The organism is Bradyrhizobium brasilense (assembly GCF_029714345.1).
GTDB classification, from domain to species: Bacteria; Pseudomonadota; Alphaproteobacteria; order Rhizobiales; family Xanthobacteraceae; genus Bradyrhizobium; species Bradyrhizobium australafricanum.
In genome coordinates, this window is the sequence record NZ_CP121669.1 from 3,799,918 (window position 1) to 3,817,440 (window position 17,523).

The 17,523-nt window shown below is 65.6% G+C and carries 16 protein-coding genes; 8 read left to right on the top strand and 8 right to left on the bottom strand.

Going from position 1 to position 17,523, the window contains the following annotated elements:
- The first annotated feature begins 1 nt into the window (after position 1).
- The 3 genes from QA635_RS17695 (at position 2) to coaA (ending at position 3,931) form a co-directional block, all read left to right on the top strand.
- Positions 2–484: a (2Fe-2S)-binding protein gene (locus QA635_RS17695; RefSeq protein ID WP_225160258.1), complete on the top strand. Its 483-nt coding sequence runs from the start codon at positions 2–4 to the stop codon at positions 482–484.
- Positions 481–2,739: a xanthine dehydrogenase family protein molybdopterin-binding subunit gene (locus tag QA635_RS17700; protein ID WP_283070649.1), complete on the top strand. Its 2,259-nt coding sequence runs from the start codon at positions 481–483 to the stop codon at positions 2,737–2,739. The genes QA635_RS17695 and QA635_RS17700 overlap by 4 nt, the downstream gene beginning before the upstream one ends.
- Before the next feature lie 259 nt (positions 2,740–2,998).
- Complete coding sequence (gene coaA / locus QA635_RS17705; protein ID WP_283070651.1) at positions 2,999–3,931, top strand: type I pantothenate kinase; 933 nt, start codon at positions 2,999–3,001, stop codon at positions 3,929–3,931.
- A gap of 123 nt (positions 3,932–4,054) precedes the next feature.
- On the opposite strand, the gene QA635_RS17710 is transcribed toward coaA, so the two are convergent.
- Positions 4,055–4,999 (bottom strand): ornithine cyclodeaminase family protein, encoded by a 945-nt coding sequence (locus QA635_RS17710; RefSeq protein ID WP_283070653.1) that lies wholly within the window; start codon positions 4,997–4,999, stop codon positions 4,055–4,057.
- A gap of 158 nt (positions 5,000–5,157) precedes the next feature.
- On the opposite strand from QA635_RS17710, the gene QA635_RS17715 reads away from it, so the two are divergent.
- Together QA635_RS17715 and QA635_RS17720 are read left to right on the top strand one after the other, a co-directional pair.
- Positions 5,158–5,898, top strand: a complete 741-nt coding sequence (locus QA635_RS17715; RefSeq protein ID WP_283070655.1) for a bestrophin-like domain — start codon at positions 5,158–5,160, stop codon at positions 5,896–5,898.
- Positions 5,899–6,158: 260 nt separating this feature from the next.
- Complete coding sequence (locus QA635_RS17720; RefSeq protein WP_283070657.1) at positions 6,159–6,545, top strand: COG4315 family predicted lipoprotein; 387 nt, start codon at positions 6,159–6,161, stop codon at positions 6,543–6,545.
- A gap of 167 nt (positions 6,546–6,712) precedes the next feature.
- On the opposite strand, the gene QA635_RS17725 is transcribed toward QA635_RS17720, so the two are convergent.
- Positions 6,713–7,294 (bottom strand): HdeD family acid-resistance protein, encoded by a 582-nt coding sequence (locus QA635_RS17725; RefSeq protein ID WP_057017581.1) that lies wholly within the window; start codon positions 7,292–7,294, stop codon positions 6,713–6,715.
- 245 nt (positions 7,295–7,539) lie between these two features.
- Between QA635_RS17725 and QA635_RS17730 the strand changes: the two genes are divergently transcribed.
- Positions 7,540–7,761, top strand: coding sequence for a dodecin (locus tag QA635_RS17730; RefSeq protein ID WP_026192947.1), 222 nt, complete (start codon positions 7,540–7,542; stop codon positions 7,759–7,761).
- A 333-nt stretch (positions 7,762–8,094) separates the two neighbouring features.
- Here the strand turns inward: QA635_RS17730 and QA635_RS17735 are convergent, their stop codons facing one another.
- From QA635_RS17735 to QA635_RS17750, 4 genes are all read right to left on the bottom strand, one after another.
- A complete protein-coding gene (locus tag QA635_RS17735) occupies positions 8,095–8,655 on the bottom strand; it encodes a GNAT family N-acetyltransferase (protein WP_283070661.1) in 561 nt (186 codons plus the stop codon).
- Between the two features lie 18 nt (positions 8,656–8,673).
- Positions 8,674–11,031: an Orn/Lys/Arg family decarboxylase gene (locus tag QA635_RS17740; protein WP_283070663.1), complete on the bottom strand. Its 2,358-nt coding sequence runs from the start codon at positions 11,029–11,031 to the stop codon at positions 8,674–8,676.
- Positions 11,032–11,136: 105 nt separating this feature from the next.
- Entirely contained in the window at positions 11,137–12,288 is a 1,152-nt protein-coding gene (locus QA635_RS17745) for a DJ-1/PfpI family protein (protein ID WP_283070665.1), read from the bottom strand.
- A gap of 200 nt (positions 12,289–12,488) precedes the next feature.
- Positions 12,489–13,082 (bottom strand): tetratricopeptide repeat protein, encoded by a 594-nt coding sequence (locus QA635_RS17750; protein ID WP_283070667.1) that lies wholly within the window; start codon positions 13,080–13,082, stop codon positions 12,489–12,491.
- 257 nt (positions 13,083–13,339) lie between these two features.
- On the opposite strand from QA635_RS17750, the gene QA635_RS17755 reads away from it, so the two are divergent.
- On the top strand, positions 13,340–13,726 hold the full coding sequence (locus QA635_RS17755; RefSeq protein ID WP_283070669.1) for an ester cyclase: 387 nt from the start codon (positions 13,340–13,342) through the stop codon (positions 13,724–13,726).
- Between the two features lie 28 nt (positions 13,727–13,754).
- On the opposite strand, the gene QA635_RS17760 is transcribed toward QA635_RS17755, so the two are convergent.
- Together QA635_RS17760 and QA635_RS17765 are read right to left on the bottom strand one after the other, a co-directional pair.
- Entirely contained in the window at positions 13,755–15,488 is a 1,734-nt protein-coding gene (locus QA635_RS17760) for an adenylate/guanylate cyclase domain-containing protein (protein ID WP_283070670.1), read from the bottom strand.
- Between the two features lie 129 nt (positions 15,489–15,617).
- On the bottom strand, positions 15,618–16,172 hold the full coding sequence (locus tag QA635_RS17765; RefSeq protein WP_283070671.1) for a PAS domain-containing protein: 555 nt from the start codon (positions 16,170–16,172) through the stop codon (positions 15,618–15,620).
- Positions 16,173–16,657: 485 nt separating this feature from the next.
- Here QA635_RS17765 and QA635_RS17770 point away from each other — a divergent pair, with 485 nt between their 5' ends.
- The gene (locus QA635_RS17770; protein WP_225644877.1) at positions 16,658–17,455 is read left to right on the top strand and encodes a rhomboid family intramembrane serine protease; all 798 of its coding nucleotides are present in this window, start codon (positions 16,658–16,660) and stop codon (positions 17,453–17,455) included.
- Positions 17,456–17,523 lie beyond the last annotated feature (68 nt).

The following is a 17,523-nucleotide window of genomic DNA, read 5'->3' on the forward strand; positions in this document are numbered from 1 at the left end:
CATGGCGAAACTGCACGTCACCACCTCAGTCAACGGCGAGCCGGTTGAGTTCCTGTGCGAGCCGTACGAGACCATGCTCGACGCGCTGCGCGGGCAATTGGGGCTCACCGGCTCCAAGGAAGGCTGCGCGTCCGGCGATTGCGGCGCCTGCTCGATCACGCTCGACGGCCGCCTGGTCTGCTCCTGCCTGATGCTCGCGGCTGAGGCCGAGGGCCACGAGATCGGGACCATCGAGGGCATGGCCAGGGGCGAGAAGCTGCATCCGCTGCAGCAGAAGTTCCTCGAGCATGCCGCGCTTCAGTGCGGCATCTGCACCTCGGGCATGCTGGTCGCCTCCGAGGCGCTGCTCGCCAAAAATTCCAATCCGACCGAAGAGGAAGTCCGCTTCTGGCTCGCCGGCAATCTCTGCCGGTGCACCGGTTACGACAAGATCGTCCGCGCGGTGATGGAGACCGCGGCTGAAATGCGGGAGGCTCGCCCATGAACGTCGTCAACAACAAATGGATCGGCCAGCGCACCATCCGGCCCGATGGCGTCGACAAGGTGACCGGCCGCGCGGCGTTTGCCGCCGACACCACCATGCCCGGCATGATCTGGGGCAAGGTGCTGCGCAGCCCGCATCCGCACGCCCGCATCAAGTCGATCAATACCGCCAAGGCCGAGGCGCTGCCCGGCGTCAAGGCGGTGGTCACCGCGCGCGACATCGTCGACTTCACGATCGAGAAGGGCGCCGTCATGCTCGGCATCCAGGACATGCGCTGGATGTGCCGCAACGTGATGGCGCGCGACAAGGCGCTGTTCCCCGGCCATCCCGTCGCCGCCGTCGCAGCGACCACGGAGGCGATCGCGGCGGAAGCCTGCAAGCTGATCGAGGTCGACTACGAGGTGCTGCCCTGGGCGATCGAGATCGACGACGCGCTGAAGGCGGATGCGCCGATCCTGCACGAGTTCAACAGATTCGAGGGCAAGCCCTCGAACATCATGGGCCGCCTCGAATCCAAGAAGGGCGACATCGCGCAGGGCTTCAAGGACGCTGAAGTCGTCATCGAGCGTTCCTTCACCACGCGCCCGGTGCACCAGGGCTATATCGAGCCGCATGCCTGCCTGATCTCGGTCGCGGCCGACGGCAAGACCACGATCTGGTCGTCGAGCCAGGGCCAGTTCATGGTGCGCGCGATGACCTCGATGCTGACCGGCATCCCGCAGAGTGACATCCGCGCCATCCCCGCCGAGATCGGCGGCGGCTTTGGCGGCAAGACCATCGTCTATCTCGAGCCGCTCGCGACCTTGCTCGCCAAGAAATCCGGTCGCCCGGTGAAGATGGTGATGACGCGCGAGGAGGTGATGCGTGCCACGGGGCCGACCTCGGGTTCGAAGAGCACGGTGAAGATCGGGGCCAAGAAGGACGGCACCATCGTCGCCGCCCATGGCAGCTTCTATCTGCAGGCCGGCGCCTTCCCGGGGTCGCCGATCCGCGGTGCGGTCGGGTGCAGCTTCGCGCCCTATGACATCCCGCACGTGCTGTCGGAGGGGTTCGACGTCTGCTCCAACCGCTCCAAGGTCGCGGCCTATCGCGCGCCGGGCGCGCCGATCGGCGCCTATGCGGTGGAATGCGTGCTCGACGAACTTGCCGAGGCACTCAAGATGGATCCGCTGGGGCTGCGGCTGAAGAACGCGGCGAAAGAAGGCACCAAGGCCGCGCACGGCCCGGTGTTCCCGCGGATCGGCTATATCGAGACGCTGGAGGCCGCCAGGAACCATCCGCATTATGCCGCGCCGCTCGGCAAGCTGCAGGGCAGGGGCGTCGCGTCGGGTTTCTGGTTCAACGCCGGCGGCGAATCCTCCGCGCAGGTCAACATCACCGAGGACGGCAACGTCGTCGTCACGACCGGGCATCCCGATATCGGCGGCTCGCGCGCCGGCATCGCCAACATCTGCGCCGAATTGCTCGGCATCGACTACAAGCGCGTCTCCGTCATCATCGGCGACACCCAGACGGTCGGCTTCTCCAACCTGACCGGCGGCAGCCGCGTGCTGTTCGCCTCCTCGATGGTGGTGACGCAGGCGGCCGACAAGGTGATCGCGACCTTGCGCGAGCGCGCGGCCAAGCTCTGGGAGATCGACCCGGAAGCCGTGAAGTGGGAGAACGGCGCCGCGCATCCGGTGAGCCCGAATGCCGGCCAGTTCGAGCCGCTGACGCTCGCCGATCTCGCCGAGAAGGCGCCGTCGCAGGGCGGCCCGATCGGCGCCAGCGTGCAGCTCAACACCCAAGGCGCCGAGGGCGGCTTCGGCACCCACATCTGCGACGTCGAGGTCGATGTCGATCTCGGCATCGTCCGGGTCATTCGCTACACCGCCGTGCAGGATGTCGGCCGCGCTGTGCATCCGAGCTATGTCGAGGGCCAGCTGCAGGGCGGCGTTGCGCAGGGCATCGGCTGGGCGCTGAACGAGGAGTACATCTACAACAAGGACGGCAAGGTCGATAATCCGGGCTTCCTCGATTATCGCATGCCGGTCTGCTCCGACCTGCCGATGCTCGACTGCGCGCTGGTCGAGGTGCCGAACCCGAAGCATCCGCAAGGCGTCAAGGGCGTCGGCGAGGTGCCGCTGGTGCCTGTGATGGCCGCGGTCGCCAACGCCGTCCACAACGCCCTCGGCAAACGCTTCTACAGCCTGCCGATGTCGCCGCCAAAGGTGTCGGAGATGCTGGACGCGCCGACGCAGCAGGCCGCGGAGTAGGGAGCGTAGGGCGGGTTACGCCAACGCAAACCCGCCCTACGGTTCTACTACGGTCGCCGCGTAGCCCGGATGAGCGAAGCGATATCCGGGGAGAGAGCTTCCCGCATGTCGCGGAGCCCGTCATCGGGCGCACGTTCGTGCGACCCGTTGGCTCATGCGGGCTACTCGTTGCCATCGCCGCCGCAAAGGGCGATTGACGTAACCGGCATTGCCTCGGCAAGATCGATCGGACGCATCAGGCTCACCGTGAACGGCTGAGATGACCAACCCCGACGAGCTGTCCGCCTACATGATCTTCGGCCGCAGCGATTGGGCGGCCTTGCGCGCCAGCACGTCGCTGACGCTCTCGGACGCCGATCTCACGGCGTTGCGCGGATTGAACGAGCCGATCAATTCCGCCGAAGTCAGCGACGTGTATCTGCCGCTGACGCGCTTGTTGAACCTGCATTTCGCGGCGGCGCGCAACCTCGCGCACGTCAAGGCAGAGTTTCTCGGCCGGCCGGCACGCCGTTCGCCCTACATCGTTGCATTGGCCGGCAGCGTCGGCGTCGGCAAGAGTACCTTTGCCCGCGTGCTGTGCGCGCTGCTGGCCCGCTGGGCGGATCATCCGCGGGTCGAGCTGGTGACGACCGACGGCTTCCTGCATGCCAACGGCGTTCTCGAAGAGCGCGGGCTGATGCGGCGCAAGGGTTTTCCCGAGAGCTACGATCTGCCGCGCATGTTGCGATTTCTGGCGGCGGCGAAGGCGGGTGAGCGCGACCTGGAACTGCCGGTCTACTCGCACTTGATCGGCGACATCGTGCCGGCGGAACGCCAGGTCATCCAGCAGCCGGACATCCTGGTCTTCGAGGGCCTCAATGTGCTGCTGGCGCGCGGCACGGCGCCGGTGGTGGTGTCGGATTTCTTCGACTTCTCGATCTATCTCGATGCCGACGAGGCCGACATCCAATCCTGGTATGTCGAACGCTTCCTCAGATTGCAGCCGACGGCGTTCCGGAATCCCGCCTCCTATTTCCACCACTACAGGGACCTGCCGCCGGGTGACGCGCGCGAGGTCGCGGAGCGGCTGTGGCGTGAGCATCATCGCGCCAATCTCAGGGAGAACATCTTGCCGACGCGGACGCGGGCCGACGTCGTGCTGCGCAAGCGCTCGGACCATTCGATCGGCGAGGTCTGGTTGCGGGAGACGTAGCAAGATGTAGCCCGGATGAGCGAAGCGATATCCGGGGAGGGTGATCCCGCCTGTTACGGAGACCGTCATCGGGCGCACGTTCGTGCGACCCGTTGGTTCATGCGGGCAACCGAACAGTTCCGCTCACCGCAACTCCTTCCCCAACTGCGCAAGCACCGTCTCGCAGGTCATCAGATCGAGATGCCCGCCGCCGGCGTTCTTGAAGAAGGTGATGTCGCTATCCGACAGCCGGCCGGCGACTTTGCCGCCGGCAAGATCATAGTGATCGCCGAGCACGTCGCTCTCGGTGATCGCACCGCTGGCGATCGGTTGCAGGATGTCGCCGACGCCGTCGAAGGCGGATTCGCGGCGGTCGACGAAGATGCGCGAACGCCGCGCCGCCTCGTCGTCGGACTCGCGGGTCTCCGGGGTGAAGCCGCCGACCAGATCGAGATGGGTGCCGGGCTTCAGGTTGGCGCCCTTGACCAGCGGCTCGCGCGAGCGGGTGCAGGTGGTGATGATGTCGGCCTCGCGTGTCGCGGCGTCGAGATCGGAGACGGCCTCGGCCGCGATGCCGTCGCCTTCCAGCAGCGCGGCGAGCTCCTCGGCGCGTTCCACCGTCCGGTTCCAGACCCGCACCCGTTTCAGCTGCGGCCGCACGGTGCGGTGGCCGCGCACCAGCCAGCGCGCCATCTCGCCGGCGCCGACCACCAGCAGCGTCTCGGCATCCGGCCGCGCCAGGTGTTTCGCGCCGAGGGCGGAATCCGCGGCGGTCTTCCAATGGGTGATCTCGGCGGCGTCCATCACCGCGAGCGGACGCCCGTCGTTGCCGTCGAACAGCACGCAGACCGCCTGCACCGCCGGCAGCTTGCCGTGGGCGAGGTTGCCGGGAAAGCTGGTGTACAGCTTGGTCATCATGAAGCGGCCGGCATCGACCGCGCTGCGCGTCACCAGCTGCTGGCCCTTGTCGTCGCCGAGATAACCGTCGTGCACCGCGATCTTCGGCCGCCGGTGCGCGGCCTCGATCGCCTCGATCAGGACCGGAAAGCTCAGGACGCGGTTGACCTCGCTGTCGTCGACGATATGCACGTGGTATCTCCTCTGGAGCGCCCCTCGCGCTCTCGCCGGGCGTCCCCCAAACTGTCCGGACTGGATAGCGCGTGGGGACGGCCAGTCAACCGGACATGCACCATTGGGCGTCCCTTGCTATCCTGCGGACCTGATTCTCTCGCAGGTTTTCGCAAGCCGTGGTTGCATTCATCGTCGCCGTCCTGATCTTCATCCTGCTCGGCGGCGCCGCGCTTGCGACCATGGCGATCCATGCCCGGCTCGCCGATCATCACCGCAGCGACGAGACCAACACCTCGGTACGCCTGGTCGCGACGCTGTTCGTCACCATGCCGTCGCTGCTGCTCGGCCTGATGATGAATAGTGCCGCCAACACCTATGTGGCGGTCGACCGCAATTTGCATGTCTTCGCCACCGACCTCATCCTGCTCGATCGCGGCCTGCGGCCGCTCGGTCCGAGCGCCGACGAGCCGCGCAAGCGGCTGCTCGCCTATGTCGAGCAGGTGCTCAAGGATGTTCCGATCTCCAGGGCAAGCGCCGTGTCCGAGCGCCTGCTCGACGAGGTCGGCACCAGCCTGCGCGAACTGCGGTTCGACGACGAGCAGAAGGTCGCGCTGTGGAACGACGCGCGCTCGGTCTATCGGCAGGCGGTGCAGCAGCGCTGGACCTTTGTCGAGCAGTCCGGCGGCTCGTTTCCGTCGCCGCTGATCTGCATCCTGGTCGGGTGGCTGACGCTGATGTTCGCAACCCTCGGCTTTCGCGCGCCGCGCAACGCAGTGGTGATCTCGACCACCGTCGCCGCCGCCGTCCTGATCTCGGCCGCGATCTATCTGATCCTCGAAATGAGCACGCCGTTCTCCGGCCCGATCCAGCTCTCCGACCGTCCGCTGGTGCGCGCGGTCGAGGAAATCAAACGGTAGCACATTCAGTGTTGTAGCCCGGATGAGCCAACGGGTCGCGCGAACGCGCGCCCGATGACAGGCTCCGCGATATCCGGGGCGGGCTCCCGCATGTCGCTCCGCTCATGCGGGCTACGGGACGGTATCGGCACACGCTCCCGGCTTTATTCCCCTCGCTTTGATGGCCGTCCCGAAAATTCTTCGCGCGCCGTCAGCGGAATAGTGCGCGCCCTCCGGCGTCCTAACGCATGCAAGCCATTTGCATTCGAACAGGAGACATCATGAAGACATCGATCTCGCTCGCGCTCGCCACCGCCGTGTCGCTTGCGTTCGCCTCAGCGGCCTTTGCCGCGCCGCCGACCAAGACCGGAACCACCGCGAAGGGCTCCGTCCTCACCGACGCCAAGGGCATGACGCTCTACACCTTCGACAAGGATTCCGAAGGCAAGTCGGCCTGCAACGGGCCGTGCGCGACGAACTGGCCGGTCTTGAAGGCGGACGCCAGCGACAAGGCCGAAGGCGGCTACAGCATCATCTCGCGTGACGACGGCTCCAAGCAGTGGGCCTACAAGGGCAAGCCGCTCTATACCTTCGCCAAGGACCAGAAGGCCGGCGACATCACCGGCGACGGTTTTCTCAACGGCGCCTGGCACCTCGCGCAGCCCTGAGGCTTGCAGGTGGATTGAGGGTAGGGCGGGTTAGCGCAAGCGTAACCCGCCATCTCTCCGCGCATGAAACGTGCGGCGCGTCACGCGGAGCCTGCCATCGGGCCGCCCTGCGAGCGGACCCGTTGGCTAACCCACCCGTCGATCGTGCCTGAGGCGACGATCGCGCCTCACGCCCTGCGCTTCAGCGCCATGCCCATGCTGATCCAGCTCACGCCGGCGCAGATCAGATCGACGCTGAGGAAGATGCCGAGCACGTAGAGGCTCGAGACCGGCCAGCGCGCCAGGATCATGGCGCCGAGCACCAGCGTGATCAGGCCGGAGATCGCGACCATTCCCCACGGCGCTTCCGAGTTCATGCCGAAGGCGAGGAAGATGCGGACGATGCCCGACACCACCAGCGCGATGCCGAGGAACAGCGTCAGCGTCGCCGCGGCGAGCAGCGGGTTCTCGAAGGTGATGAAGCCCGCCACGACATAGAGCGCGCCGAGCAGCAGCCAGAACAGGAACTTGCCCCAGGTCTTGAACTGGAACGCGTTGATGATCTCGGCGACGCCGGCGACGATCATCATGGCGCCGACGAACAGCACGCTGACGACGGTGGCGAAGAAGACGCTGCCGAAGGCGAGCACGCCGGCGATCAGGTAGATCACCCCGAGGGCGACGATCCAGCCCCACTTGGCGCGGAGGTTGGAAAGCCCGGATCCGAGGCTGTGAGGAGGTGTGGCGGGTGAGCTGGACGCAGTGGACATCGTATCGCTCCCGAATACTTGATGAAACCATGCTACCATAGGTCAAGGCCCGGACAAGGGCGGGTGCGCAGCTGGCACGAACTGCATGCTGGCACCAAAGGCGCCGCGACACGTTGATTCAATTCGTCCGGCGTGTTGCCGCGCAGCATTCGGCGGTTTTGACGATGGCCGGCCCGCGTCGGACGATGGACTGTCCGAACCGCAGCGCAAGCGGTCCGGATCGCGCATCCACAGAGGAGGTCGACATGCCCGCCACGCACGACAAGGATCACGTCTACAAAATCCTGGAACTGGTCGGATCGTCGGACAAGAGCATCGAGGCGGCGATCGAGAACGCCGTGAGCCGCGCGTCAAAGACGATCCGGGAAATGAAGTGGTTCGAGGTGGTGCAGACGCGGGGCCATATCGAGGACGGCAAGATCCGGCACTACCAGGTGGCGCTGCGCGTCGGCTTTACGCTGGAGTAGGCGTTCAGGTCGCTTGCGCCTTGCAGCCTGCAGGATTGCTCGGGACCCATGGGTGCGATCGGCATCCGGCTTTCCCTGCGCCCTCTGTCATCAGAGCGGCGAAACGAAATGCAAAACTCGCGCTGCAGAGGCCGCGAGAATGCCGGTGTATGACTCACCGGCCGCGCAACACATTCGCTGTCGTCTCGGCGAAGGCCGGGACCCATAACCACCGAAGGTGATTATTGCGCGACGCTGGGGCCACAGCCTTCCTTGCCAATCCAATCCTGTGGTTATGGGTCCCGGCCTTCGCCGGGACGACGAATGTGGAAAAAGCGGTGCGGCCGGCCCCCATCACCGTCGCGACAGCGGCGCGGGGGGCGGCGGGGCGGTGGCGCCGGCGGCGAGCGAGCGCTGCACCATCATGGTGTCGGACCAGCGGCCATAGCGATAGGCGACACCGGGCAAATGCCCGACGCGGGCGAAGCCGAAGCGGTCGTGCAGCGCAAGCGAGGCGGCGTTGTCGCTGTCGATGTAGCCGATCATCTGGCGGAAGCCGGCGGCGGCGCAGGTATCAATCAGCTCCTGCAGCAGCCGGCCGCCGACGCGCTGGCCGGTGAAGCGGTGATGCACATAGATCGAATGCTTCACCGTGTAGCGGTAGGCCGGACGCTTGCGAAACAGCACGACATAGGCATAGCCGACCACCTCGCCGTCACAGATCGCGACGAGGTGGGGCAGGCGGGTGTTGCGCAGATTCTTGCGGCGGTCGCGCAGATCGTCGGGTTCCGGCGTGCCGCTGTCGTCGACGCTTTCATCGACGCCGCGGCGGATATGGTGGCGGTAGATCGACAGCATGGCGTCGACGTCGCTGTCGCGGGAAGGACGGACGGTGATCTTGTGATCATTCTCCATTGTGTTGCGTCCGTTCGCCTATTCGGACACGACATAGGTGTAGAAGCGGACGCGGCCGGTGTCGTCGATCTCCTTGTAGATGCCCTGGACCTCGACCTCGAAGCCCGGGAATGCATTGAAGCTCGCCTCGAACATCTTCAGATAATCGATCATCGGCTTGCTGCGTTCCGACAGCCGCTCGCCGGGCACGATGGTGGCGATGCCGGGCGGGTAGACCACGAACGGCGTCGCGGCGACGCGGCCGAAGATCTGGTCGATCGGCAGATAGTCGACATCGTTGCGGATGAGATATTGTGCGGCCTGGCGCGGCGACATCGCGATCTCGGGCAGGTGCTCGGGCAGGAATTGCCTGGCCTGCAGCGTGCTGACGCCGCCGTCGCGGAAGAAGCGGTGCATGTCGCCGCAGAGGTCGCGCAGCCGCACCCCGCTATAGCGTTGCGGGCGGCGGCGGAAGAATTCGGGGATGACGTCCTCGATCAGCGCGTTGTCGTCGTGCAGCTTCTTGAAGGCGACGAGCCCCGACACCAGTGTGCCGGCCTTGCTGGCCTCGACGCCGGGCGTCAGCAGGAAAAGCAGGGAATTGAGGTCGTTCTTTTCGGCGACGATCTGGTTCTCGCGGAGATATTGCGCCACCACCGGCGCGGGGATGCCGTGATCGGCGTAGGCGCCGGTGGCGTGATCGAAGCCCGGCGTCAGCAATGTGAGCTTGTTCGGGTCGGTCATGGCGAAGCCCGCGGTCAGCTCGGGAAAGCCGTGCCAGGTCTCGCCGGGACTGAGCTGCCAGTAGGACGGATTGGTCGCGAGCTGATCGGTCGAGATCGTCTCCCAGGCGACATTGTGCACGCCGTTCTCGCGCGCAACGTCGGGGATCATGACGCGGTCCGGCACGAACGGCTCGAAGAACCAGCGCCGCTCGGCCCGCGTCTCCTTCTCCTCGAACTCGCGCTTCACGGCGCGGATCTTCTTGCGTAGCTCGATGCCGAGCCGGATCGTGTCGTCCCACAAGACTTCGCCGGAGCGGCCCTTCATCATCTGCGCGCCGACATCGAGCGAGGCGAAGATCGGATAGAATGGCGAGGTCGAGGCGTGCTGCATGAAGCTTTCGTTGAAGCGGCGGTGCTCGACCCGGCGCTTCTGGCCCTTGATGTGGCGGTCGCGGATGTGGATCTGCGAGGCCTGCGAGAAGCTCGCGAGCTGCTTGTGGGTCGATTGGGTCGCAATGATGCCGGGGGCCTCGGGGCCGAGATCGGACAGCCCCATGGCGAAGCGGCCGGCATAGATCGGGTGGAATTTCATGAAGCCGGCCCAGGCCTCGTCGAACAGGATGTAGTCGCAGAGATGGCCGATCCGCTTGAGGATCATCTCGGCCGAGTGGATGGTGCCGTCATAGGTGCACTGCTCGACCACGGCGACGCGGAACGGACGCTCCTTCTTCCAGGCGTTCTCGTCCTTGACCAGCGGGTGCTTGCGGATGTGGTCGCGCAGCGCGCCCTCGTCGAGCAGGTCCCAGCGCATCGGCCCGATCAGGCCCCAGGCGTTGCGCACCGTCGGCACGTAGACCGGGATGCCGCCGCCGATCAGCAGCGCGCCGTGATGCGCGGCCTTGTGGTTGTTGCGGTCGAACAGCACGAGGTCGCCGTCGGTAACCAGCGAGCCGAGCGCGACCTTGTTGGAGGTCGAGGTGCCGTTGAGCACGAAATAGGTCTTCTCGGCGCCGAAGATCCGCGCCGCCTCCTTCTGCGCCCGCAGCGCCGGCCCTTCGTGGGTGAGAAGGTCGCCGAGGTCGAGCACGGAATTGTCGAGGTCGTCGCGGAACACGGCTTCGCCGAGGTGTTCGACGAACACCCGTCCGATCGGACTGCGGCTGTAGAACACGCCGCCATTATGGCCCGGGCAGGTCCAGAGCTGATTGCCTTCCTCGGCGTAGTCGACCAGCGCGCCGAAGAACGGCGTCTTCAAATTCTCGGCATATTGCTTCAACCTGGAGATCAGGTTCTTGGCGATGAAGGGCGGGGTTTCCTCGGACAGGAACACGTAGCCGTCGATGAAGTCGAGCACCTCGACCGGCAGGTCCTCGAACCGTTTGCGCCGGATCAACAGGATGATCGGGAAGTCGAGGCCGCGCCGGCGCATCAGGTTGATCAGCGCCGCGGTCTTGCCCTCAAGGCCCTTCTTGCCCCAATCGACCACCATGCAGCCGATCGCGGCGTCGGTCTGCACCGCGATCTCGGCATCTTCCAGCTTGCGGGCACGAACCACCTCGAAGCCGGAGCGCTCGATCTCGGCGATGATCTGGTTGAAGCGGATGCCCTCGAGGTCGTCGGCCTCGAACACCGGCGCAGCGAACAGGAAGTTGAAGCGTTTGAAATAGTCCATGCGTGTCCCCGAACTGGTCCGGCGCTGACGTGTCGGCACAATTCATGACAGGCAGATGACAATGGGGCGGATAGAGGATCGAATACGTTGTTGGGACGCAATCCCTCACTGCACGGCGTCAGCCCGTGGGTATTCGAGCTGCATGGCGACGAAATCCGCCGTATCGCGGCCATAGCGTAGCTCGATCCCGGCAAGCGCCCGGTCGAGCACCTGTGCGGGCGGCGCGGTGCCGACCGTGGGCAGCAGACGATCTGCGGACCAGGCCGGCGCCACGACTTGCGGATAAATACGCAGGCCGTTGCGGGTCGTCACCGCGTCGCCGGTCGCGGCGAACGTCACGGCAAGCGAGCGGTAGGTGCGCGACCAGCTGTCGGCGACCAGTGCCAGCGAGACCTCGTCGACGCCGGGAGCAAGCGCGAGGCCGAGCTGTTCCCGGTTCCAGAACGCCAGCGTGTTCCGGATGGCGGTCAGCGCGAAGGGACGCGTGAACTTGAAGGCGTTGCTGTCATGTCGCGCGTCCCAGCCGGGCAGGCCGATCTCGCGCGCGACGGCCTCGGCCCTGGTGCGGCCGGCGATCGCCTCGATCAGGGTCAGCGACATCGGCATCGAGGCCGAAATCCCGGTCGTCGTCGCGACGCCGCGATCGACCACGATGCGGCGGTCGGCGACGTATTGGATGGCGGGATGTTTGCTGCGCCAGTTCTTCAGGTAAAACCAGTGCGTGGTGGCGCGCCTGCCGTCGAGCAGGCCGGTCGAGGCGAGCACCTTGGCGCCGGCGCAGACGGCGACGATCACAGCGCCTTTCTCCGCCTGCTGCCGGATCCATTGCATGACTGCCGGATCGTCGTCGCGGCTCATCGCCGGCACGATGACGTAGTCGGCGCCGTCGGGATGTGCGGCGTCGAATGCGGCGATGGTCGCATCAGGCTCGACCTTCAGCACCGGGAACAGCGCGACCGGACCGGGTCCCGTCGCCAGCGTAGCGACATCGGCAACATCGGCGCGCTTGAGGATGCCGTAGGGCATCAGATAGTCGGTGGTCTCGGTCATGTCGTTGATGCCGAGCATCGCGATCAGCGGTCGCGACCGCTTCGGCGGCTTCAGCGCCGCGAGCATCGCGTCGTGCTCTTGCGTCGCGATCGGCAGCGGAACGCGGAACGCGGATGCGGCGGGCAGGGTGAAGAGCCAGATGCCGCCGATGATTGGAACCAGCGCGGCAACGGCGATGCCGCTCCACGCGAGAAGCCGCCAGGTCATGATGATCGATCTCAAAATATCCGCGTGCGTCGCCCGGCACGCAAGCTACTCGCCGGTCACGTCGACCAAAACGGCGAAATTCCCGCAAAAACGGACACGCGAACAGCGCGGCTCAGACGCGTAGCCCGGACGAGCGACAGCGACATCCGGGGCCGGTCCTTCCCGCATGTCGCTCCGCTCACGCGGGCTAGGCGACGCGCTCAGTAGACGAGGTTCGTACCCGGCGGCTTTTCCAGTGCCGCCGCCAGCGTCCGATACTCCTCGCAGTCGGTGCCACAGATCTCGGCGATCCGCTGCAGATGATACTGCGCCTGGTCGCGGTTTCCCTGTTCGATCTGCCACAGGCCGTAGTAGTTCCACGTCAGGACGTGGTTCGGATCGGCCTTGAGCGCACGTTCGTACCAGACTTGCGATTGCTTGTAGTCGCCGAGCTTGCGATAGGAGTAGCCGATCAGGTTCGCGACGTTCGGCTGATCGTCGCGGCCGAGTGCGTGCAACTGATCGATCGCGGCGGCGTAGTCGTTGCGTTCGTAGATTGTCGCATAGGCCGCGCGATAGCCGTCGCGAAATGCCGGGTCTTCGAAGCCGGACTGCTTGACGGGTTTCTTGACCTTGTGCGTGGTCTTTCTGTCCTTCTGCTGGGGATAGGACGGCGCGGGAGTGCCGTAGCTCGACCCGTATGGGTCGCCACCACCGCCGCCGCCACCTCCGCCAGCCGCGATGGCGGTTTGCGGTGGGAACAGAATGATCGGCGCTGTCAGAAATGCCGCAAGCATCATCGGTGACTTGATCATGTACGCCTCCCGATTTGACAAGGACAGTTATTGATCTGAAGCACTAACTCCCGATCGCGGGAGACATTCCGCGCGTTTTGAGAAATTGTTTGCCGAAGCGGCAATCGCACTGTCTCTTCGGGGCGTCGCGCTTTCACGTGCACGCCGGCTGAGCGTCTTGTTCGCGCCATCGGACATCGGAGTCGAAACTAACATCGGTGTTAGAATCACACTCGAATGCTCAATGGCCATCTGGCCCGCGGCAAGGAGGACGATCGATGATGAAAACGGACCTCGCCGAGATCTACCGCAACTACATTGCCTGTTTGAATCGCCAGGACTGGCCGCAACTCGGTCAGTTCGTTGACGAGCATGTGTGCCACAACGGCTGGCGGCTCGGGTTATCCGGCTATCGCGAGATGCTGGAAGGGGACTTTCGCGACATCCCGGACCTTCGCTTCAACATCGTTCTGCTGGTGTCGGATGCGTCCCATGTCGCGAGCCGGCTGGCGTTCGACTGTTCGCCGAACGGCACGTTCCTCGGTCTCGGCGTCAACGGCAAGCGCGTCTCGTTCGCCGAGAACGTGTTCTATGAATTCCGCGACGGGAAGATCGTGCAGGTCTGGTCGGTGATCGACAAGGTTGCGATCGAGGCCCAGCTGTAGCGGCGGAGCCTGGATGAGCGTGGCGTCGCTATTTCCGCTCCGGATGCCAGGCGCCGTCCCAATCGGCCGCCGGCGGATCTTGCATGAAGGCTGCGACGCGCGCCTTCATGGCGATCGACGGGCCGTCGCCGGGCGCCGCCGCCAGCGCGGCGGTGAAGGCCTGCTCGGCGTCATCCCAGCGGCGCTCGCGATAGGCGGCGAGACCGTCCGCGTAACGCTGCCGCAACTCGGTCTGCGCGGGCGTCAGTTCGTCCTTCTTGCCGAGGATCTCGAACACGGCGACCGGCTGGGTCTGCCCCATCACGACGAGGCGGTCGATCTCGCGCAGCTCGATGGTTGCGGCGCAGGCCGCGGCGGTGGCCTCCGAGATCAAGCTGCGGCTGCCGTAGAACTTGTTGGCGCCTTCCAGCCGCGAGGCGAGGTTCACGGTGTCGCCGAGCACGGTGTAGCTCATCATGAACTCGGAGCCGATGCTGCCGACCAAGGCCTCACCGGTGGCGATCCCGATCCTGATGTCGCAATCGGCCGGGATCACGCGCACGCCGAGCAGTTCCGGCAGATCCTTGCGCAGCTGGTTGACCTGGCCGATCATGTCGATGGCGGCAAGCGCGGCCAGATGGGTCTGCTCGGCTTCCTCGACGAAGGGCGCGCCCCAATAGGCCATGATGGCGTCGCCGATATATTTGTCGATGATGCCGCGATGCGCATGGACCGGCGCCGACATCGTCGACAGGTAGAGGTTCATGATCTTGACGAGGCCGCTCGGCGTCACGCCCTCGCTCAGGCTGGTAAAGCCCTTCATGTCACAGAACATCACCGTCATGACGCGGCGCTGTCCTTCGGTCGCGGCGATCGCGGGCTGTTCGAGCAGGCCCTCTGCGATCCGCGGATTGATGTAGCGGCCGAACGTCTCGCGGATGCGCTGGTTGTGGCGCAGCGTCTCGATCATGCGGTTGAAGGCGGCCGACAGCTGGCCGATCTCGTCCTGGGTCGTGATGGTGATGGCGCCGTCGAGGCGGCCCGCCTCGACCTCGCGGGTGCTTTCGAGCAGGCGCATCACCGGACGCGTGATGCCGCTGCCGACCAGCATCGCGAACACGAAGCCGAGGATCGCGGCAATGGCGGTCACGACGCCGGAGATAATGATCGCCCGTTGCTGGGCACCCATCACCTTTGCGGCGGCCGAAGCGACCTGCGCCAGCATGTCGGCACGGATGCCCTCGATCCTGGTGTTGAAGTCGTCGCGCAGGGCATCGGCGCGGAGGGTGGTCGCTTTCGCCGCCGCAAAGTCCTTGGCGTCGATTTGCTCGAGCAGCGTCTTGTTCTCTGCGTTCAGGCGCATCAGGAGGTCGTTGACGGCATTGTCGATGCGGTCATCGAGGCGTCCGAGCGCAGCGTTGTCGGATGGCGTCGAGGGATCGGCGATGATCGCATCGATCAGCACGCGCGCGGCGTCGGCCTCGCGCTTGATCAGGGGCTCGATCTCGTCGAAGGCCTTGCGCGCGCTTTCGTAGCCGGAGTCTTCGCCCGGCGCCTGCATCTTCGCCATCATCATCCGGCGCATGGCGAGCGACCGCTCCAGCGCGCGGATGTTGACGCGGGCGAGGTGGCCATAGGCGGGGATGTAGCGGTTGGTGAGCTCGTCGAGGAGATGGCCGACCTGGCCCGCCATCACCATCGACAGCAGCGAGGTGATCACCGCGAGGATGATGAGTCCCGCGGCAATGCCGACGATCTTCTGCCTGATCGAATTACGAAACATGCCCAGCCCGGCCGCAGCTGCAATGAGCGGGTCCACCCCGCCGTGACGGCCAGACAGCTAATAGAGTTCCGCGGGGCGGGGTGCAAGCGACCGGCGCCTGCCATCCCGTCCCGAGGCGGGTGCCGGCGGCTAGCGCAGGCCTTCGTAGACCATCAGGCCGCGCGCGATGGCGAGCTTGCGCAGAGTCCGCGGCACGAACCGCTCCTGGGGATGCAGGTAACGCCACGAGGTCAGCACCAGGTCGTGCAGCCGGCCGACGTCGTCCTCGAACGGGGCGAGCAGGCCGGTGAGGCTCGCCGGCATATGGACGCGGGTCGTGAAGGGCAGCAGCAGCAATTCGAGATGCGCCTTGGCGCCGCTCTCGGTCGTGGCGGTGATGCCGGCGATGGCCGGCAGGGTCTCTTCGACGACGCAGGTGATGATGTCTTCGATCTCGCCGCGGCTCGCACCTGTGAACAGGGCGGAAAAGCTCCGGTTCTTGAGATCGCAGCCGAGCAGGGCGGAGGTGCGGGTGCCGGCCACGCGGAACGGAAAGCGGGTCTCGCCGTCATAGGACAGCACGAAGATGTCGGACAGCAGTTCGCGTACCGCGGACGGCTCGAACTCACTCCGGTCAGGTGCACGTGCGTTGCCGCGCTTCGCATTCCAATATGCGAAGAACTCGCGGCTCGAGCTGTGTTTCATCTAAACCTTGCCCGGCACCTGTCTCGGCGGGACACATCTGTCCCGGTTTTGCTCAGGCGCCTTCCCTTCTCTGTTGTGCAGGGAAGGCTGTGCAGCGTCCATGCCGTGGCCGCGCTTTGGGCGGCTTATCGGCAGCTTTGTGTTGTTAACGTAAATTTAACTATGTCCTTGGCTCCCGCGGAACCCGTGGGTAGGGTCCGCGCGTTCCCGTTCGTGCCGGCTGCCCCAAGCGCCGGCGCCGTTGGTACACAGGTGGCGTCAAACAGTTTGGTCACCGTGCGGGGAGGGGTGGGGACGTTTCCCGATCCCTCCGGGGCACGAGAAGACCAGCCGATCAGGGAGGGCGTTCTCAGCGCCCTCCCTTTTCTTTTGTCCCGATTCCGCACTGCGCGACACTCGGTGTCCGATTTTGGGATTGTGCACTTGCACAGGGGTGCGAAAGCCGCCTATCTCTGATCCACCGCCGCATCGAGGTCGCCGACCCCTTGGACTCCCATCCCGAATCCCCGCTCGCGCCGCCGCCGGAGGCGCCGCGCGAGCCGATCCTGACCTTGCCGCCGGCGCTCACCGCCTACATCCTCCTGATCGCGGCGATCCATCTGCGGGTGCTGCTGCCGCCGGAGCTGGAGAACTGGACCATCGACGTCTTCGGCTTCATCCCGAAGCGCTACGATTCGACGCTGCTCGACATCACCTTTCCGGGCGGCGAAGGCGCCAAGGTCTGGACCTTCGTCACCTATTCGCTGCTGCACGCCAACCTCACCCATATCGGCTTCAACGTGCTGTGGCTGCTGCCGTTCGGCAGCGCGCTGGCGCGGCGGTTCGGCGCGCTGCGTTTCTTCGTCTTCATGGCGGTGACGGCGGCCGCCGGCGCGCTCGCGCATCTGTTGACCCATGAGCACGCGATCGCGCCGATGATCGGAGCGTCGGCTTCGGTGTCGGGGACGATGGCGGCGGCGATCCGCTTTGCCTTCGTGAAGGGCAGCTTCCTGTCGTTCAGCCGTGGCGATGCCGAGGCGGCGGCCAAGGTGCCTGCGCTGTCGCTGTGGCGGGCGCTGCGCAACGGACGGGTGCTTGCTTTCCTGGCGATCTGGTTCGGCGTCAACATCCTGTTCGGCGCCACCTCGCTGTCGCTCGGCGGCGAGGGCGCGAGCGTCGCCTGGCAGGCGCATATCGGCGGCTTCCTTGCCGGACTGCTGCTGTTCTCGTTGTTCGATCCGGTGCCGCGCGCGCGGGACGATGCTGCAGATGCGTCGTCGGTGGATCAGTCGGGGCGCGTCTGATCGCCGCTTGCGGCCTGGATCGAATTCCTCCATCATCTTTGCGACGCAGAAACAAAGCGGGCCGACAA

Coding starts and splice junctions, on each gene's coding strand:
- QA635_RS17765 (WP_283070671.1), bottom strand. CDS start 16,172: ATGAAACACAGCTCGAGCCGCGAGTTCTTCGCATATTGGAATGCGAAG.
- QA635_RS17755 (WP_283070669.1), top strand. CDS start 13,340: ATGATGAAAACGGACCTCGCCGAGATCTACCGCAACTACATTGCCTGT.
- QA635_RS17760 (WP_283070670.1), bottom strand. CDS start 15,488: ATGTTTCGTAATTCGATCAGGCAGAAGATCGTCGGCATTGCCGCGGGA.
- QA635_RS17730 (WP_026192947.1), top strand. CDS start 7,540: ATGCCCGCCACGCACGACAAGGATCACGTCTACAAAATCCTGGAACTG.
- QA635_RS17725 (WP_057017581.1), bottom strand. CDS start 7,294: ATGTCCACTGCGTCCAGCTCACCCGCCACACCTCCTCACAGCCTCGGA.
- QA635_RS17750 (WP_283070667.1), bottom strand. CDS start 13,082: ATGATCAAGTCACCGATGATGCTTGCGGCATTTCTGACAGCGCCGATC.
- QA635_RS17745 (WP_283070665.1), bottom strand. CDS start 12,288: ATGACCTGGCGGCTTCTCGCGTGGAGCGGCATCGCCGTTGCCGCGCTG.
- QA635_RS17735 (WP_283070661.1), bottom strand. CDS start 8,655: ATGGAGAATGATCACAAGATCACCGTCCGTCCTTCCCGCGACAGCGAC.
- QA635_RS17740 (WP_283070663.1), bottom strand. CDS start 11,031: ATGGACTATTTCAAACGCTTCAACTTCCTGTTCGCTGCGCCGGTGTTC.
- QA635_RS17695 (WP_225160258.1), top strand. CDS start 2: ATGGCGAAACTGCACGTCACCACCTCAGTCAACGGCGAGCCGGTTGAG.
- QA635_RS17700 (WP_283070649.1), top strand. CDS start 481: ATGAACGTCGTCAACAACAAATGGATCGGCCAGCGCACCATCCGGCCC.
- coaA (WP_283070651.1), top strand. CDS start 2,999: ATGACCAACCCCGACGAGCTGTCCGCCTACATGATCTTCGGCCGCAGC.
- QA635_RS17720 (WP_283070657.1), top strand. CDS start 6,159: ATGAAGACATCGATCTCGCTCGCGCTCGCCACCGCCGTGTCGCTTGCG.